The organism is Micromonospora craniellae (assembly GCF_014764405.1).
GTDB classification, from domain to species: Bacteria; Actinomycetota; Actinomycetes; order Mycobacteriales; family Micromonosporaceae; genus Micromonospora; species Micromonospora craniellae.
In genome coordinates this window covers 2,109,569-2,126,466 of record NZ_CP061725.1, presented here as the reverse complement: position 1 = coordinate 2,126,466, position 16,898 = coordinate 2,109,569, and the positions used below count along the sequence as shown (strand labels likewise).

Annotated in this window: 14 protein-coding genes and 1 pseudogene; 7 read left to right on the top strand and 8 right to left on the bottom strand. The window is 66.4% G+C overall.

Features of this window, described 5'->3' with window-relative positions; translation table 11 throughout:
* Positions 1-60: 60 nt before the first annotated feature.
* Genes ID554_RS09685 through ID554_RS09670 form a run of 4 tightly spaced genes read right to left on the bottom strand, consistent with a single transcriptional unit; the run spans position 61 to position 3,888 of the window.
* Positions 61-729 carry a histidine phosphatase family protein gene (locus ID554_RS09685; protein ID WP_158573882.1) on the bottom strand — a complete coding sequence of 223 codons (669 nt, stop codon included), beginning with the start codon at positions 727-729 and terminating at the stop codon, positions 61-63.
* A gap of 16 nt (positions 730-745) precedes the next feature.
* Complete coding sequence (locus ID554_RS09680) at positions 746-1,858, bottom strand: glycosyltransferase family 4 protein (protein ID WP_117231289.1); 1,113 nt, start codon at positions 1,856-1,858, stop codon at positions 746-748.
* Positions 1,859-1,861: 3 nt separating this feature from the next.
* Positions 1,862-2,989: a glycosyltransferase family 4 protein gene (locus ID554_RS09675; protein WP_117231290.1), complete on the bottom strand. Its 1,128-nt coding sequence runs from the start codon at positions 2,987-2,989 to the stop codon at positions 1,862-1,864.
* Positions 2,986-3,888 carry a phosphotransferase gene (locus ID554_RS09670; protein WP_158573883.1) on the bottom strand — a complete coding sequence of 301 codons (903 nt, stop codon included), beginning with the start codon at positions 3,886-3,888 and terminating at the stop codon, positions 2,986-2,988. Before ID554_RS09670 ends, ID554_RS09675 begins: the two co-directional genes overlap by 4 nt.
* A 744-nt stretch (positions 3,889-4,632) precedes the next feature.
* Here ID554_RS09670 and ID554_RS09665 point away from each other — a divergent pair.
* Positions 4,633-5,595: a hypothetical protein gene (locus tag ID554_RS09665; RefSeq protein WP_147333637.1), complete on the top strand. Its 963-nt coding sequence runs from the start codon at positions 4,633-4,635 to the stop codon at positions 5,593-5,595.
* Here ID554_RS09665 and ID554_RS09660 read toward each other — a convergent pair.
* Together ID554_RS09660 and ID554_RS09655 are read right to left on the bottom strand one after the other, a co-directional pair.
* Positions 5,588-6,745 carry an ISAs1 family transposase gene (locus tag ID554_RS09660; RefSeq protein WP_117230052.1) on the bottom strand — a complete coding sequence of 386 codons (1,158 nt, stop codon included), beginning with the start codon at positions 6,743-6,745 and terminating at the stop codon, positions 5,588-5,590. The genes ID554_RS09665 and ID554_RS09660 overlap by 8 nt on opposite strands.
* Positions 6,746-6,918: 173 nt before the next feature.
* The gene (locus tag ID554_RS09655; protein ID WP_449560072.1) at positions 6,919-8,319 is read right to left on the bottom strand and encodes an IS701 family transposase; all 1,401 of its coding nucleotides are present in this window, start codon (positions 8,317-8,319) and stop codon (positions 6,919-6,921) included.
* 29 nt (positions 8,320-8,348) lie between these two features.
* On the opposite strand from ID554_RS09655, the gene ID554_RS09650 reads away from it, so the two are divergent.
* The gene (locus ID554_RS09650) at positions 8,349-9,287 is read left to right on the top strand and encodes a hypothetical protein (protein ID WP_147333664.1); all 939 of its coding nucleotides are present in this window, start codon (positions 8,349-8,351) and stop codon (positions 9,285-9,287) included.
* Between the two features lie 6 nt (positions 9,288-9,293).
* Here ID554_RS09650 and ID554_RS09645 read toward each other — a convergent pair whose 3' ends face one another.
* Both ID554_RS09645 and ID554_RS09640 read right to left on the bottom strand, forming a co-directional pair.
* On the bottom strand, positions 9,294-10,310 hold the full coding sequence (locus ID554_RS09645) for an IS3 family transposase (RefSeq protein ID WP_113974893.1): 1,017 nt from the start codon (positions 10,308-10,310) through the stop codon (positions 9,294-9,296).
* Positions 10,311-10,315: 5 nt separating this feature from the next.
* Positions 10,316-10,747: a transposase gene (locus tag ID554_RS09640; RefSeq protein WP_113974894.1), complete on the bottom strand. Its 432-nt coding sequence runs from the start codon at positions 10,745-10,747 to the stop codon at positions 10,316-10,318.
* An 83-nt stretch (positions 10,748-10,830) separates the two neighbouring features.
* Between ID554_RS09640 and ID554_RS09635 the strand changes: the two genes are divergently transcribed.
* The 5 genes and pseudogenes from ID554_RS09635 (at position 10,831) to ID554_RS09615 (ending at position 16,888) form a co-directional block, all read left to right on the top strand.
* Positions 10,831-11,961: an orotidine 5'-phosphate decarboxylase / HUMPS family protein gene (locus tag ID554_RS09635; RefSeq protein ID WP_147333674.1), complete on the top strand. Its 1,131-nt coding sequence runs from the start codon at positions 10,831-10,833 to the stop codon at positions 11,959-11,961.
* Between the two features lie 10 nt (positions 11,962-11,971).
* A complete protein-coding gene (locus ID554_RS09630; protein ID WP_199489336.1) occupies positions 11,972-12,322 on the top strand; it encodes a GNAT family N-acetyltransferase in 351 nt (116 codons plus the stop codon).
* 25 nt (positions 12,323-12,347) lie between these two features.
* Positions 12,348-13,169, top strand: a pseudogene (locus tag ID554_RS09625) (IS5 family transposase); the annotation flags it as partial.
* A 1,442-nt stretch (positions 13,170-14,611) separates the two neighbouring features.
* Positions 14,612-15,355: a hypothetical protein gene (locus tag ID554_RS09620; protein WP_147333666.1), complete on the top strand. Its 744-nt coding sequence runs from the start codon at positions 14,612-14,614 to the stop codon at positions 15,353-15,355.
* A 186-nt stretch (positions 15,356-15,541) separates the two neighbouring features.
* Positions 15,542-16,888 carry an IS701 family transposase gene (locus ID554_RS09615; RefSeq protein ID WP_223884508.1) on the top strand — a complete coding sequence of 449 codons (1,347 nt, stop codon included), beginning with the start codon at positions 15,542-15,544 and terminating at the stop codon, positions 16,886-16,888.
* Positions 16,889-16,898 lie beyond the last annotated feature (10 nt).

Sequence of the window (16,898 nt, the reverse complement as noted above, 5' to 3'; positions counted from 1 at the left end):
ACGTAGCGCTGGTCTGCCGCCAGGCGGGGCCTCGGCTCGCGGTTCAGATCTGGGGCGGTTTCACGTCTCTGCGTCTGCGAACAGATGCCGGGTGTCGTTGTGGCTGGTCAGGGTCCATCGCCAACCGGCTGAGGGTCGGGTCCACGAGAGCGGTTGCTGCACCCAGGCAGTGACGCTCGCGTGGTATGCAGCGACGGCTGCGGTGGCCCGAACGTCGATAGGCACGGCTAGGAAATGTTGGAAGGCGGCGTCGATGGTTTCGCCGTGACCGACGAGGAGGACGCGCTCACCTACATGCCGGGTTGTGATCTCGCCGATGGCGATGGTGGCCCGATGTAGGTATTCCCGCCAGGTCTCGCCACCGGCTGCGAGCGGACGGTCCGCATCGAGGGCAGGGATGTCGCCGTACTCAGCGACGACGTCGGTCCACGGCCGGCCGTCGGCAGCGCCGTAATCCTGCTCGGCGAGGTCGGCGACGATTACGGCGTCCATGCTGAGGTATGCACCGATGATCGCGGCGCTTTCCTGGGCTCTGCGCAGCGGCGTGGTGTAGATGGCGTGAATCGGGCGCTCGTGGTGCTCTTGACCGAGTCGTTGGGCTAGCCGTTCGATCTGGCGTCGGCCCCGGTCGGTCAGTCCTCTACACCCTTGTGAGCCTCCGACGATCTGTTCGCGGTTGCAGTGAGCCTCGCCGTGGCGCGCGATGATTAGTTCAGCGGGGAGTGTCATGGTCGCTGGTCCCGTCTCAGCGTCTGATGAGGGAGTCGTAGAACTGAAGGCACCGGGCGGCGTGGTGGACGGCGCTGAAGCGGCGGGCGCGGTATCGGGCAGCGCTGGCCAGGGCTTTACGGTGTTGAACATCGCGGATGAAGCGATCGACTGCGTCGGCCAACGACTGGGGATTCGCAGGCTCCATGATCACTCCCGCATCGCCGATCAGTTCGGCCATGTTGGCGACGTCCGTTGCGAGGACGGGCACACCGTGGGCGAGGTAGTCGGCGATGGCACCGCTGCCCTGGAAGGTCGGCTGGGCGCGGTACGGGAAGATCGCGAAGTCCGTCGCCGTGACGAGCGCCAACCGCGCGGCAGCATCGAGGTACGTCGGTTCGACACGCAGCTGTGTTGATCCATGCGTGGCGCCCCTGACCTCGGCGGCGAGGTCCATTCCTGCCTGTGATGGGTCGTCCCAGAACGGACCCGCGACGATGATGCGGCCGGGTTCCTTCGTCCGCTTACACGCGGCGATGAGGTTCTCGGTGTCTTTCCATGGGGCGGTGTAGCCGTAGAGGCTGCCAAGCGGCCGACGGGCCGAAGGTTCCAGGTCTGCGGCAATACACTTCGGGTATCTCGGCAAGGTGCCCGATGGGATGGTGGTCGGCAGCCAGGAGACAAGGCGTGGTGCGTCGGGCCCAGCGACGGTTTCGAGGCGCTCGGCTCCGTAGGCGCCGAAGCATACGAAGGCGTCCATTCCGGCGACTCCTCTGTTCACCGCCTCGCGCAGGTCCGGCTCGGGGACGTGGTCGGTGAACAGGGCCCAGTCGAGGCTGTGTACGTGGTAGACGGCCGGAGGTCGGCGGGCCGGCCACAGATGGGGTAGCAGTTGTTCGACGTCGAGATTTCCGAAGTGGATAGAGATCAGGTCGTACGCGTTCACGTCGACGTCGGCAAGCATGCTCTCGGCCTCCTGGCGGACGCGCTCGGCCGTCCAGAACCGGTCCTGCTCCTTGTCGTAGGGCACGCCCGATGAGCCGAGGCGCTCGACCTGCACGCCGAGGAATCGCAGCGCGGCCGTGAAGACGTCGAGGTAGGGCGGGATGCTTCCGCCGGTGTGGTGTGGGCCGATCAGCAGGATTCGCACGGGTCACCTGCCGAGGAGCGCTCGGTAGAGCCGGAGGCTTTCGGCCGCGTTGACTGCCCAGTCGAAGTGGTCGGGAAGGCGGCCGGTCAGGCGTTCGGCATGGGTCAGGATGTCCGCGAGGTGATCGAGGTCGCGGTACGTGTAGCCGCCACTGGCGGCGAGCAGCTCTGGTGCGGTGCCGAGGTGCTCTGGCAGCAGGACCGGGGTGCCGCAGGCGAGCGCCTCGGCGATGGCGAGGCCGAAGCCTTCCCAGCGCGACGTGGACAGCAGCCAGTCCGCCGCGCGGTAGAGGCCCGGAAGGTCGGTGTCGTCCAGATCTTGAAGGACGGTGAGTTCGCTGCTGGCTGATGTGACCGGCGCGAACGTTGGTGAGTGACCGAGCAGCACGGAAACAGAGGCGATGTCCCGAAGCCGGGTCGTGGCGGTCTCGAGCACGTCCCAGCCCTTCATCGGCGTGATCTTTCCGACCCATACGAGCCGGAGGCGTCCCGCCGGATCAGGCTTCCATGGCGAGACTGTTTCTCCGGCCGCGAGGAGGTCGGGTATCGGTCTGCGGCCTGCGACGTGGCCGTCGGCCCCGAGGTCGATGTGGAAGCCGCTGGCGGGCGTGGTTGGCCTCCCAGGATGAAACCGTTTGCGGTCGACTCCGTTGGCCACCGCGAGTGGCAGAGGGATGCCGTACTCCGTCGTGAGATCCTGGGCCGCGTACTGGCTGACGGCGATGACCTGGTCGGCGGCCTGGACGAGTTGGTGTTCGTCGCGAGCAAGGCCGCCCGCGTCGAGGCGGGCGGCACTGAACTCGCCGCGTACGAGGACCGGGGCTCGGTCTTCGCGAGGTTTGGCGAGATACCGCAGGGTCTCTGCCTCCCAGGTGGAGCAGTCGACGACATCGGGCCTGACCGCGTCGAGGGCGTCGGCGACGGCCTCGCGGTGTTGAACCAGGTCTTCGGTGCGGGGAAGCGAGACGACGGTGACATCCCTTCCCTGTATTGGGTGGGGTGACTCCTGCGTGATCATGGTTACCGATGCGCCCAGGTTGGCGAGATGCCGGGCCAGGGAGCGGTAGAGCGTGCAGATGCCGCCGCGGCTCACTTCGTGAAGATCGCGGTGGACCAGGGCTACGTGGATCATGCTGGCCTCGCCGTGGCGAGCCGTTGGAGGCGGGTGCTGGCCGAGTTCCAGGCAACCTCGATGATCGGCAGACACCGCGTCCGGACGGGGTCGTCCTCGGGCAGTTCGTGGTGCAGGCGTAGCTCGCGGGTCAAAACCACAGCGAGGTTGAGCACGAATGCGGCCTCGATGCCCGTCTCACTCACGATCGCCTCAATGCGCTCGCGGATCACTGGCGTTCGTGCGCCGACCTGGGTGTGGAGCATCGCAAGGTCGAAGCCGGGAAGGAACAGCCCGGTGAACTCCCAGTCGAGTAGAACCGCCGTGGTCTCGGCCTCGTCGTCGCTGTCGGAGCGGCTGGCATCGAGGAGGATGTTGCTGGCCAGTGGGTCGCCGTGATTGAGCTGTGCCGGCGCGTCGCATTGAGCCAGCAGACTGTCCAGAGCCTCTCGCTGGCCCTCAGTGAGGTACCCCTTGGCCTGGTACCGAGCCACGCGCTCGGAGTAGTCGAAGGTGGGCGAGAACCGGACGGCGGGGTGGGTCCACTGATTCAAGGCGGTGATGCAGTCCAGGACGGCATCGACCTCCCGGGTCTCGAGCTCTCGCTGGGGGTAGCGTTCGGCCGCGAGGGGCGATGCGTCGACCCATTCCAGGACCAGCAGCCGGTCATGGTCGGTGTGGAGCAGACGAGGAACGCGGACAGGCGGGGTGGTGTCACCGAAGACCTCGTAGACGTCCAGCTCGTGTCGCCACTTGGCTGCCCAGAACGGATCTGGGTCAATCAGATACTTCACCGCTGCCGGGTCGCCGCGGAACGAGCCTCGCGCCAGCAGGGTCTTGTCCGTGCGGCGTAGCACGGTGTCGATAGTCAGCCCGATCGTGGCTGCGGAGCCAGGCAGATCAGTCGGCGTGTGCGACATCGGCGGTCTCCTTGATCGAGTCGATGATCCGTTGGCGAAGGCCGGTCTCGGAGCGCTCCCCGTGCCAGACCGCGGTGATCTCTGCGACGCAGCGTTGAAAGTACTGCCGCTGAGCGCATGACCGGCCGCCAGGCGCGCCAACGAGTGGCAATGCATGGAGGCATTTCGCATCCGCGCCGGAGAGCGGCCTTCAGCGCGAGGGAGGCCTTGCCGCTTACCTTGTCTCCGACGACGGGGATCACGCGAGCCTCATCGATGACCGTGGAGGCGTGTGACAACGGTGTCGCCGCTGCTCGCAGGTCGACCAGGGCTTCCCGCACGCAATTCCGGGCAGTGATCGAGGGGCTCTCGGTGACCTCGGTACGTAGACGGATCGTGTGGTCAGAGGGTTCTATCCGTCAGGAACACCCCACTGGCCCGGACGGTAATCCGGATGCCTTACGCAATCGGGGTCATGGGATGTCTGCCGAGCAGATCCCTCGCCCGCGAGTTGTCCAGCGCTTTGCACCGCACCTCACCTGGCAGCGGATCGGCATGCCGCGGCTTCTGGGCCAGCTGCCTGAAGAGACCAACCCAGATATCTCGCCAACGTCGTCTCGGTGCCCGAGGGCTGACACCACTCGAGACCATCCTTGATGGAAGGTATGGTCACATGCGGGCACCTCGATGCGCCTCACGTTTTCCTCGCTGCCGCGAGGGGTACGGGTGCGACCGAGAGTGTCATCGCTGAGGAGGGCGACGTCCGTGGGTGGGGTGGTGGCGCGCTGGTCAGGGCGGGAGGCCAAGGCGCTGCGAGAGGCGATGCGGATGAGCCTCCGCCAGTTCGGGGGTTACCTCGGAGTTGCCGTCAACTCGATATCGACGTGGGAGCGGCGAGGGGCTGACTCTCAGTTGCGATTCGAGACTCAGCAAATGCTCGACACGGCTCTCTCGAGCCTGGATGTTGCGGCTCAACGCCGGTTCCAGTTGGCCTTGGAGGAGTTGATCTCGGCAGACCGGGCGTCGAAAGAGCCGGGTGGTGCCGAGGCGGCGGGTGAATCCGTTGGCGCGGGCCGCCGAAGCGGTCTCGGCGGCAAGTCGAAGCAGCGGACCAATGCCCTGGCCGATGCCATTCGTTCCGGCGGGGCGCTCGCCTTTGTCCAGCTGGATGGGGCAGAGGAACGGGTACGGCGCTTCCTTGACTCATCGGCCCGGGTTTTCGTGCTTAAGGGCGGGCCGGGCTCCGGCAAGACGACACTGGTGGGTCACCTTGCGGTAGAGCTAGCCGGTGACGTGGACAGCCAGATCCTCTCGGTGGAAACCTGGCCGTCCGGTCAACTCGACGTTGCCGCACAGATCCTCCGCTACGCATCCGTCCCCTGCGGTGACGATCCGGTACTGATTTTGGAAGGTCAGGCGGCAAAGCTCGACCGCCCTCTGCTGGTCATCATCGATGGCATCGGGTCCCGCGAGCATGTACACGCGGTAGGTCGGCAGTTGGACCTGCTCTTGCGGCACGTCCTCGATCCAAGATTGCGCTTTATCCTGGTGATCCGGACGCCGCCGGACCTGGAACTGACGGCCTATCCAGTGCTCGCCGCGTCTGTGTATGAGCCGGATCCTCCAGAGCGGGGCGTCTCGTTCCGTCTCACCCCGTGGCCTCTAGTACGGCAGCCGCCATTTGCTAGCAGGGCGTTCGCAAGGTCGAGGTATGTCCGTTCTAGGTGAGTCCGAGTATTTGTAGGGATCGGTATGGATCTCGGCTGTTTCGGCGCAGGGTTGCTGCGATCGAGGTGGCGCCGTTGAGGCGGAGGAGGCTGATCGCGGTGTTGCGAAGGGTGGCCAGGGCGCGAGGCGCGTTGCCTGTGCGTAGCCGGCTGGCGTCCTCGCGGTAGGTGGTGTCGCGAATATGGTGAAGGACCTCGATGGCCCAGTGTCCGCGTAGCCAGTCGGCCAGGTCAGCGGGACCGGCCGCGGCTGCGGTCAGGCTGGTGATCGCGTACACGGTGACGGTGGACCAACGTCCGGTGGCCGGGTTGTGTCGGCGGCGCCGGATACGCAGGGCCTGGGCCGCGTGTGGGAAGTCCAGCGCGAGCGGCCCCAGACAGGTGACCGCCTGCAACTCCCGGATGTCGTAGCGGCCGTGCCCGCGCTCACGGGTGGCGTCCAGGGCGGGGATCTTCCCCCAGGGCAGGGCCTTGACCTGTCGGTAGAGCCGTGGCTGATTGCGCTTGACGACGAAGACGTATCCGGCGTGTTTGTCCTCGACCAGCCAGCGGGCATGCTCGCGCTGGGTGTGCAGCGCGTCCGCCGTGATGACCGCCCCGGCCAGGTCCAGACCGTCGAGCAACGGCTGGAACCGGCTGATCTCATTCGTCTTCCCATTAACGTCGATCTGCGCCAGGACGATCTGCTCGGCCTGGTCCAACGCGGCCAGCAGGTGCGCCTGAGACCCGGCCGGGCCGCTGCCACGCAGCGTCTTGCCGTCAACGGCGATCACCCGCCGACCCCGCCCGGTCACACCGGCCCGGCCGAGCAGCCAGCGACACACCGCGGCATCCAACGCGTCGGCGTCGATGCCGGCCAGCACCCGGCCCAGCGTGCCGTCATCAGGCACCCGCCGGGCCCCGGTCAAGGCGTCGCGGGCCGCGCCGAGACGGTCCCACACCGCGTCCGGCAGATCCGCAGCCCACTCGACGATCTCCACGACCCGGCTGGATCCCGAGAGCACCGCCGCGATCGCCATCGCGAGCAGCCCCGGCAGCGCATAGATCCGACCCCGGGCATCACGCGGGTCCGGCACCTCGGCAAGGACCTGCAGCAACCCCGGCGTGTCCCGCTCCGACAACGGCGACACGCCACCCAGGCGTGCGGACAACCCGCCGATCAACAATGATGCTTCCACGAGCGCGGTCTTCCTCGATCATCCAGTCTAGACACCTGAATGATCACCAGAAGGCCGCGCTCTCTCACGTACCCGCCGGAACCGGCGTGACTACCCCACAATCGGCAATCCGGTCATCTCACTACCTTGCGAACGCCCTGCATTTGCTAGTTGGCCAGGGAATACTCTCGGTTGAGTCGGGTGCGTTGGTGGAACCAGCGTGCTCGGGCTTGGTGACGGCGTCGCCAGTTGCGCCAGTGGGTGTCGTGGTCGGTGGGTTTCGGTTGGTGCCAGGTCATGGCGAGCAGGCGTGCGGTCTCGGGGATGGTCAGCGGGATCATGCCGGGCTCGGAGGGCGGCCGCTGATCGGGTGTGTTCGGTGGTGGGGCTTGGGTGTCGGTGCGGGTCTTGAGGCGGGCGGCGGCGATGGCGCAGATGGCCAGGGCGGTCATGACCAGCACGGTGTGGCGGATGATCGCGGTGTGTAGCCGGGCTTGGCATTGATCGAGGCCGAAGGAGTCCTTGCCGAACTCGAACGTTTCCTCGACCGGCCAGCGCAGCCCGGCGGCCCGTACGAGCCTGGACAGGGTCAACGGGTGGCCGTGCGGCACGTAGCAGTAGTGAAAGGCCAGGTCACCGCTTGTCAGGTGACGGCGTACCAGTAGGTAGTGCCGGGGTGAGGCGGTCGCGATCCACGCCCACGCGTACCAGCGTTGTCCCTTCGAACCGGCGCCGGCCGAGCGGGTCTGCCACCGGCGTTCGTTCTTGGCGAGCAGGGCGACGGCCTGGGCGCAGGTCATGCGGGCTTCCGGGTTCAGCGTGAGCATGAAGCTCGAGGCGACGCGGAGCACGTAGGCCTGCTGCCGGTCCTCGAAGAACTCGCGTAGCTGGGTGCAGTTGCCGTAGACCTCGTCGCCGCAGACGAAGTCGAAGACGACGCCGTCAGCGTATGCGTCGGTGCAGATGTCAATGGCCAGCTGCCCTTTGGTCCGGAACGCCAGCCCGTCTGTGATGCCCATCCTCGCCGCGGTGTCCGGGTCGGTGAGGTGCTCGGCCGGGATCCATTGCCGGGCCCCGATCAGCGCATGCCCGACACGTTCACGGGCATACGCCAGGTGCACCGTGTTGATCCCGTTCGCGAGCCGGCCGGCACAGCCCATGTACTGGCGTTTCACCCCGCACGTCGCCGTGCCCTGTTTGGCCTGGCCGGTCTCGTCCAGCGCGGCGATCCGCAACCCCCGCCGCGTGCGACGCCCGGCCACCGCGTCCAGGCCGGTCACGACGAACCGGCGCACCTGACTCATGGCGGCCGCGCCGTCCCACACCGCCCGGTTCAGCAGCCGCTGGGTGCGATCCGGCGTGCGGTCCCCGGCCTGCTGCGCGATCGTCCACCCGTTCCTCTTCGGGATCTCGCTGACCAGCGCCGACACGTACCGGCCCGCGTGCTGCCAGGTCCGCGTACGCACGAAACACGACCGCAACCGCTCCAGCAGCTCACCCGCGGTCCGGGCCGTCCGGGCAGCCTCTATCCTGGCAGCAGCAGCCGCCTTCGATCTTGTTGTCTTCACAAACACATGATCAACAGGCGGCTGCGTCCATGTTGGATGCCACCCCCGCCACATCCCAGCAGGTCAGACTGCTAATGGCGGCTGCCGTACTAGAACAGGCCCGCCGTGTATGGGACACCGCTCGTACCCCTGATCACGTCGCATTCGCGGACTTGCCCTCGTCGGTGCAACGGCTCGCGACGCTGCCGCTCTACCTGACACTGCTCCATTCTGCTGGACGAATCGATGACCGGCCTGCGACGGCATATCAGCTCGTGGACCACTGCGTGCAGAGCATCCTTATCAGAGCGGGATCGGATGTCAGCACTATGATCATCGCGCTGTCGGATAGCGCGATACGCCAGTCAGGCGTGCTGCTTCCGTCCAGCCTGGGACTCAGTGAGAAGCTGCCGAGCCGGGGGGCTTGGCCGCCGATGCCGGACCTGACGCCACTGGTGCTGCCTGAGCAGGCCGGCCCAAGGTTCAGTCACGCGGTGATTCGTGAATACTTCGTCGCCATCCACATCGCCGATCTGATCATTCACAAGGGCCGGTCGGTTGCGGCCGTTGAAGCGCTCAACGATCTTGCGGAGCAGGCCGTGTCGTCGGCCAGTGTCCGAGGGATCTTCGAGCTGGTGGTATGCGCCATCGATGAACGCGATCCCAGCCTCGCGGCGGCGATTGCCTTGTCGCCGATGGCAGGGCCTGACACCACCTTGCCTCTCATGCTGTGCGTGGCCACGCCGACGATGCGCTCGCCGGAGGTCGTCCAGTCGTGCGCCAGACGGTGCCATCAGCCCAACGCACTGGAGTTGACTCGATCGCTGCTTTCGAGCCCGGCTCCTGCTGCGGCGCTCGGCGAGACCTACAGCGAGTGGGTGCTGTCCACGCTCCGTACGTTCGGGGCGGCGGTGTGGCGCGACATGCTGTCTCATCTGGAGCAGACTCTTGATGCGGAACCTGTCAAGTCAACTGAGACAATTTCTTGATTTTGTTTAGCTTTGTGCTGGTGGAAGAGGGGCTCCGGCCGAGGTCACGGCCTGTTCCGGGTGGCTGTTGTCGGGTTTGTTGATCCATGCCCGGTCCGGTAGCCGGGGTGGTTGGGGACGGCGGCGTCCGAACCGTTCGGGATGTGCGGCCCAGGCGGCGTCGAGGGTGCGTTGCCGCTGTTCACGGATCTGTCCGGCGGTGCCGTGGTGGACCGATGCCGGGGTGTGCAGGCCGATCCCGGAGTGCCGGTGTTCGTGGTTGTAGTAGCTGTAGAACGCTTCGCAGTGCTGTCGGGCGTGCTGGATCGATCCGAACCGCTCTGGGAACGTGGGGTCGTACTTGAGTGTCTTGAAGCTGGCCTCGATGTACGGGTTGTCGTTGGAGGTCTTGGGCCGGCTGTGGCTGCGGCCGATTTTGAGATCGGTCAGCAGCTGGGTGACGGTCTTGCTGGTCATCGCGGCGCCGCGGTCGGCGTGCACGGTCAGCTGATCGGGGTTCACGCGTTCGCGGGCGGCGGCGTCGGCGATCAGCGCTTCGGCGAGTTGGCCGTCCTCGTGGGCGGCGACCATGTGCCCGACGACGTAGCGGGACCAGATGTCGATCACCGTGTAAAGGTGGAACCAGACGCCCTTGACCGGGCCGCGCAGCTTCGTGATGTCCCACGACCACACCTGATTCGCGGCGTCGGCGACCAGTTCGGGTTTGGTCCGGGCCGGATGGGTGGCCTGGCTGCGGCGTTCGCCGGTCTGCCCGGCGGCCCGCAGGATCCGGTACATCGTGGACTCCGAGCACCACCAGCGGCCCTCGTCGAGTTCGCGGGCCCACACCTGCGCCGGGGCCAGATCCACGTATGGCGGGCTGTTGAGCAGGTCCAGGACCTGCCGGCGTTCAGGCTCGGTCAGCGCGGACGGCGGCGGCTTACGCGGCGCCCGTGGCCGGGAGACCAGCGGCGGGGCACTACGGCGATACAGCGTCGCCCTCGACAGGCCGGTCAGCCGGCACGCGGGCGCGATGCCCCACAACGGCGTCAGCGCCGCCTGCGCCTCGGCGAGGACGAGTTCGGCATCGCCACGGCATCCGCGCTCTCGGAGAGCAGTTCCAAGAGCGCGTGAGCTTTTCCCATGATCGACAACGCGGTCTGGGTCTTGTTCAACTCGGCCTGCAGGCGGGCGTTCTCCCGCTGAAGACGGGAAAGTTCAGCGTTCTCGGCCTTCTTCGCCGCCCGCGCAGCCGATTGCCGCCGGTCCGTCAGGCCGGCCGCGGCTCCGGCATCCCGCGCCTTGCGCCAGTCGAGAAGGTGTGAACCGTACAGCCGTTCCCGGCGCAGAATCGCCCCGCGAGCCGCCGCATCCGGCGCCGACTCGTACTCGTCCAGAATCCTCGCCTTGAACTCCGCGGTGAATGTCCGCCGCTGGGGCCGGGCGTCCGGATCCAGACTCTCATGGGGCCTCGACGTCATGCTGATGTGCTCTCCTCAGGGCCGTCCAGGAAGAGTATCCCCTGGTAGACGGGCTGTCTCACATCAGCGTGACAGGGAGGGGAGTGCCGCTGCCGGTATGGAAGCAGGAGACCGAACTGCTGGTCGGTGACCCGAACTGGCATGTGCGCGCCGGTCTCCTGCGTGGGCTGCTCAGCGCTACAGGAGATCCGCATCTCGTTGTAGGGGTCGTGGGTCGACTTGTTGTTGATGCCCCGCAGTGGCGTGAAGCGCCAGCTGACGCGGCGCTGCTCCGACATAGGTTGCTCCTGCTGGCCGGCACCGGCGGGGCTGACGACACATCTCCCCATGCCCGCGCATTGTTCGGGCTGTTACGGGAGATTCGGACCGGCTGGACAACCGTGCCGGAGCCGGTCGCCAGGCGACTGGCGAGCGAGGGCAGGGCCAGCGCGAGATGGACCGTACGCCGCGAAGCCGACGCCATCCTCCAGGCAGGTGACCGCACCGTGGGCGTCTCGCCTGAGCCTGCGCACGGGATGACACGTGGAGAATTTCGCCGCCTGCGCGGCCATCAGGCGGTGCAGGTGGCGCTTGACCTGCATGACCTCGAGCATGCGCTTCGGGTCGCCGAGGCGTTGGCGGAGGCAGACGTCGATCTCATTGAGGTGGGCGACCCCCTCATTAAACAGGTCGGTGTACGCGCGATTGAACAGATCAAGCAGGCCGTTGGAGCGACGCGTGTAGTCGCGGAGATGATGTCCGCAGACTGGGGCCGCGACCAGGTCGAGTTGGCAGCTGGGGCTGGTGCGGATGTCGTCCAGCTGATCGGACCAGCGACAGCTGCCAGCGTCGCGGCCGCAGTGGAGGCCGGCCGACGCCTCGGCACTCCTATCCTGCTCGATGTCCCCGCGCTCCACGCCACCCAGCACTGGGTGCAGGACATGGAACAAGCAGGCGTTGACGGATTCACCGTGACCTCGAATATCGACGTCAGCTTCGGCGCCGGCCACCCACTAACCCGGGCGCGCGCCATTCGTAGCTGGTCCCGGCTCCCGGTCGCGGTCTCCGGCGGCTTCAGCGCTACCGACCTGCCCGTCCTCGGTAGTCAAGACTGGGACATCCTGATCGTCGGTCGTAGCATCACCGAAGCGGTCAGACCCAAGCCGGCCGCAGCGCAACTTGTCGCAAATATACGATCGAAGCGGGAAAGGCAAAATGCGCATAACCAGCCTTAGTCAAGATCTGGTGGATTCGGTGTTGGCCTTGATGGATCAAGGTGCCCCCTACGTAAAGGCTCGAACGGCGTCCGACTATTGGCTGTATGCCCGACTGTTTTCATCGACATGTCCGGTGGCTATTGCCGATGGATCGGTCGTGGGTGCCGTGATCGCCATGCGCAGCCAGGAGGATCCGAATGAGATTTACATCCAGGATGTGATGGTGCATCCGGATCATCGTCGCGAAGGCGTTGCAGTCGCACTGGTGGGACGTGTCCGTGCGCGCGCTGAGCGATGGGGCTGTAAGAGACCGTCGGGTAACCGGCTCGGGGCGTTGTGTGACGGCGAGACACGTCGATGCGGGACGCTCGACAAATAGGTCATCCCCGCCATGATCGGGTTGTGTGTGCAACGTAGACCTTGGCGGGGATGACGCCCGCTCATGCTATCCGTCGAGCTTGACCGACGCGATGTGGGCGATCCTGGCCCCTCTCATGCCGGTGCGTGACCTGCGTAGAGGCGGCCGGCCCCGTAAGTGGGACGACCGGCTGATCCTCGACTCGATCTTCTACGTGCTGCGGTCGGGCTGTGCGTGGCGAATGATGCCGCGTGATCTGGCGCCGCCGGATGCGGCGCATCGCTGGTTCACCGCTTGGCGTAGAAACGGGACGTGGGATGCGATCCACGACGAGCTTCGCCGGCAGGTACGGGTGGCGGCGGGTCGTGGGCCGGAGCCGACCGCGGCGGTGTTGGACGCCCAGTCGATCAAATCCAGCGAGGGTGGCGAATGCCGTGGGTTCGATATGGGCAAGAAGACGACAGGCCGTAAGCGGCATCTGGTTGTCGACACGATGGGGTTGATCCTGGTGGTGATGGTCACCTCCGCCTCCGTCAACGACCGTCCTGGAGGCCGGCGGATCCTGCAACGACTGGCCGAGGCATTCGCCACCGTCGCGCTGGTGTGGGCCGACGGCGGCTACGCCAACAGCATCGACTCCAGCCTGTTGAGCTGGGCAAAGGACAAGCTCGGAATCCTGCTGGAGATCGTCAAGCGCACCGACGATGTCAAGGGCTTCAAGGTCCTGCCGCGTAGGTGGGTGGTGGAGAGGACGTTCGGCTGGCTGGTACGTAATCGGCGTCTGGCCCGGGACTACGAGCGGTTGACCGTCAACTCTGAGGCCATGATCAAGGTAGCGATGATTCGACTCATGACGATACGTCTGGCCGGGCAGGCGGTCCGGTGGAGCAACACTACCGAACGCGAAGCCGCCCGACGTATCAACGCTGAACGACTTATCGCCACGTAGTCACCTGGTTACCCGACGGTCTCTAAGCGGATCTACCTGACGTCGGAGCCTGGGAACGCGGCGGCCTCCGGCGCGTGGGCCTCAATGGGCTTTGTGAACGCCCCGGGTGATTATGCCGTCAATGGTGTATCGATTGTTCGTAGCTTCAAAGGTCCGGGAAAAGACAGGGCGGTCTTCGAGCTGATTCTGTCGTAGCGCTTGGCCCAAACGAAACTGGCTCTGTTTCTTTCTGAACGTTTGCCTTTCCGGTTTCCGGCTGGACGTTCCGTCGCCTGCGCACCGAGAGTGTGCAAGCGGCCGCAGTTCTGACGCGTTGAGGTGTCGGTCGGCAGCGCCGAAGCACCGCAACGTGCGATGCCCTCCTGCGTGAGGAGCTGCTCGCCAGAGTCGCTATACACGCGAATAGAGTGGCGGCGCCTCGATCCTGGTTGTCGTGGCATGGGTATTTGTATGGCTGCCCCGCATTTGTTGGTTCTCTGCTTCGGCCGGGACATGCTGCCGTCGAACTTGACTCCCAGGTGGTGGCCGCCTCGCTGGCCGAGGCGCTTGGGATGTTGTTGCGAATGTCCATGGCTCATGCGTCGTTGTCCGTGGGAGTACCAAGACTTCCGGGCCATCTACCTAGCCACCGTCCTCGCATGGCTGTATCGCCTGTAGATTTTCGTGACGTTCTCGAATGCGACTTCGGTCAGCCGTGCGCGGTACAGCACTGCTACAGGACTGGTACAGCATCTTCTTCCCGCCCATGCCCCTGGTTGGCACGATTTCGTACATGACAAGGGGGGCTCGACTCGGGCGTCGAACTGCAAGGCGGGATCGACGGTCATTGAGGCAGACGGTGCCGGAAGGATGTCACCGGCGATTGCAATCCTGGTCAGCTTGGTCACCGCAGCCTAGGATCGGCGGGGCGCCGGAGCCCGGCCAGGGTTGCCAGCCGCTCAAGAAACCAGTGATGAACGATGGGTGATCTGGAGACTGGCCTGCTTCTTGCAGGGCATCGTCTGCGACTCACAGCGGAAGCCCGGGAACTCCTGGACGATGTCCTGTCGGTTCTGGTCCCGCCGTGCGCAGTCTTGGACAGGCAAACGGCCGGAGCTCCGGACTGGTCCGTAAACATCGCTTTCTCGTCGCCAGCGGCCGAGCGTCGTCGTCGACCCGGCCGGCCGGCCTTCGGATGGTCCGACATCGGCCGTCGGTTGGAGATCCTCGGAGCCTCAGACGGAGTTCTTGCCCTTGCCGGCCGTTACCGAGTTGGTTGCGCTGAAGCGCTCATCGAAGTGGATACCAAGAATCGGCAGACTCGGGTGTTCTTGCCGCATGGCGACGAGCAGAGTCGGAGGTGGCCGGACTGGGTTGCTCGGATGTTCTTCGGCACGCGGCTGCTAGCCGACGGCTGGCAACTGGTGCACGCATCCGCCGTGAGCATCGATACGGACGACGGTCCGAGGGCTGTGCTGTTCCTCGCGGCGCCCTGTGGCGGCAAGTCGACGCTTGCCCACCGGGCCGGTGTTGAGCTGCGCGCCGGGCTCCTGGCAGACGATCTAGTGTTATTGCGCGTCTCTTCCGCCGGAATTGCTGCGATCGGCTGGCCGACCAGAGTGAGCGTCCCAACGGAGTTGCTGGATGCCGCAGTACGCGAGAACACATCGGGTGGGCCGATGGTCGAGACACTTGTGCGTGGTCGTCGACGCCGAAGGCTGGTGCTGAGCCCGCCCGAGTACGCGGCCATGTCCGGCGTCGATCGATCCGGGCCGACCAGGTTGGGCGCGATCGTCGTCGCTAGCCGGACGGACGCCGCTTCCGCCACACGAGGGCTGGCCGTCAACGGCAACCTCGATCACAAGCGAGTTGCGGCAGAACTGACGCTCGCCGCACAGGTTCCCGCGCAGCGGCTCATGATGCTCGACGTGCTCGGTGTCGCCGGGCCGTGCGCACCTTCACCCTGGTCCATGAGGTGTGAGCGGAACGACTTGATCGCTGGCCTTTCCAGCGGCGACGTCGTGACTGTTGAGATGAGCGTTCCGGAAATGTCGCGGCTGCCCTTGCTGCCGGTGTGGGACGCCCTCAGCGTCCACATCCCCTGGATCACGCGGATAGAGCAGTGAGCACTATGTGGTTGTTACGCAGCGCCGACCGAAGTCTAGTACGGCAGCCGCCATTAGGGCTTTGACCAGGTAGGACGCGTGGGCAGGGGTGGTGCAACGTGGACGCAGCCGCCTGTTGATCATGTGTTTGTGAGAACGACAAGATCGAAGGCGGCTGCTGCTGCCAGGGTAGCGGCTGACCGGGCGGTGCGCGCGCAGGGCGAGCTGTTGGAGCGGGTGCGGTCGTGTTTCGTCCAGACGCGGACGTGGCGGCACGCGGGCCGGTACGTGTCGGCGTTGGTCAGCAGGTTGCCGAAACGCAACGGGTGGACCATCGCCGAGCATGTCGGGGATGTCACGCCGGACCGGACCCAGCGGTTGTTGAACCGGGCGGTGTGGGACACCGAGGGCGTGGCCGGCGAGGTGCGGCGGTTCGTGGCCGCCGGGTTGGACACCGCGGCGGCCGTCCGGCGGCGGCGTGGGCTGGTGGTCGGGGCGTTGGACGAGACCGGACAGCCGAAGCAGGGTACGGCGACGGCCGGGGTGAAACGGCAGTACATGGGCTGCGCCGGTCGGGTCGCCAATGGCGTCAACACGGTGCACCTGGCCTATGTGCGGGAGGGGACCGGCCATGCCCTGATCGCCGCCCGGCAGTGGATCCCCGCCGAGCAGGTCACCGGCCCGGACACCGCCGCCCGCACCGGGCTGCCCTCGGGGCTGGGGTTCCGGACGAAGGGGCAACTCGCGATCGACCTGTGCACCCAGGCGTACGCCGACGGGCTGACCTTCGACGTGATCTGCGGTGACGAGGTGTACGGCAACTGCACCGAACTGAGGGAGTTCCTCGAACAACGTGGGCAGGCGTACGTGCTGCGGGTCGCCTCGACGTTCATGATCCAGACGCCGTCCGGTGACCGGCTGACCTGCGCGCAAGCCGTCGGCCTGCTGGTCGGTGGGGCCGGTCGGGGCTGGCAGGTCCGCTCGGCCGGCACGGGGTCGAAGGGACACCGCTGGTACGCGTGGGCGTGGATCGGCACCGCCTCACCCCGGCGCCATCTCCTCGTCCGCCGGCACCTGGCCACCGGTGAACTGGCGTTCCACTACTGCTTCGTGCCCGAGGGGCAGCCGGCGGTCGTGTCGCGGCTGGTCCGCGCCGCCGGTCTGCGGTGGCCGGTCGAGGAATGCTTCGAGTTCGGCAAGGACCACTTCGGCCTGGACCAGTGTCAGGCCCGCCTGCACACAGCGATCGCCCGGCACACCGTGCTGGTCATGGCCGCCCTCGCGGTCTGCGCGGTCACCGCCGCGCAGTTACGCCACCGCACCGACAGCCAGGCGCCCCCACCGACCACACCCGACCAGCCGCCACCGGCCGAGCCCGGACTGATCCCACTGACCGTGCCCGAGATCGGACGACTCCTCGCCGACGCCCTGCACCACCCACCACCACCCGACCACGCCATCGACTGGCTCACCTGGCGACGCCGCCACCAAGCCCGCGCCCGCTGGCACCACCAACGCACCCGCCTCAACCGCGAATACACCCTGGTCAACTAGCAAATGGCGG

Excerpts from the sequence above, each read along its gene's own strand:
- ID554_RS09685 (WP_158573882.1), bottom strand. The coding sequence starts at position 729 with ATGACACTCCCCGCTGAACTAATCATCGCGCGCCACGGCGAGGCTCAC.
- ID554_RS09675 (WP_117231290.1), bottom strand. The coding sequence starts at position 2,989 with ATGATCCACGTAGCCCTGGTCCACCGCGATCTTCACGAAGTGAGCCGC.
- ID554_RS09670 (WP_158573883.1), bottom strand. The coding sequence starts at position 3,888 with ATGTCGCACACGCCGACTGATCTGCCTGGCTCCGCAGCCACGATCGGG.
- ID554_RS09650 (WP_147333664.1), top strand. The coding sequence starts at position 8,349 with ATGTTGGATGCCACCCCCGCCACATCCCAGCAGGTCAGACTGCTAATG.
- ID554_RS09640 (WP_113974894.1), bottom strand. The coding sequence starts at position 10,747 with ATGACGTCGAGGCCCCATGAGAGTCTGGATCCGGACGCCCGGCCCCAG.
- ID554_RS09620 (WP_147333666.1), top strand. The coding sequence starts at position 14,612 with ATGTTCTTCGGCACGCGGCTGCTAGCCGACGGCTGGCAACTGGTGCAC.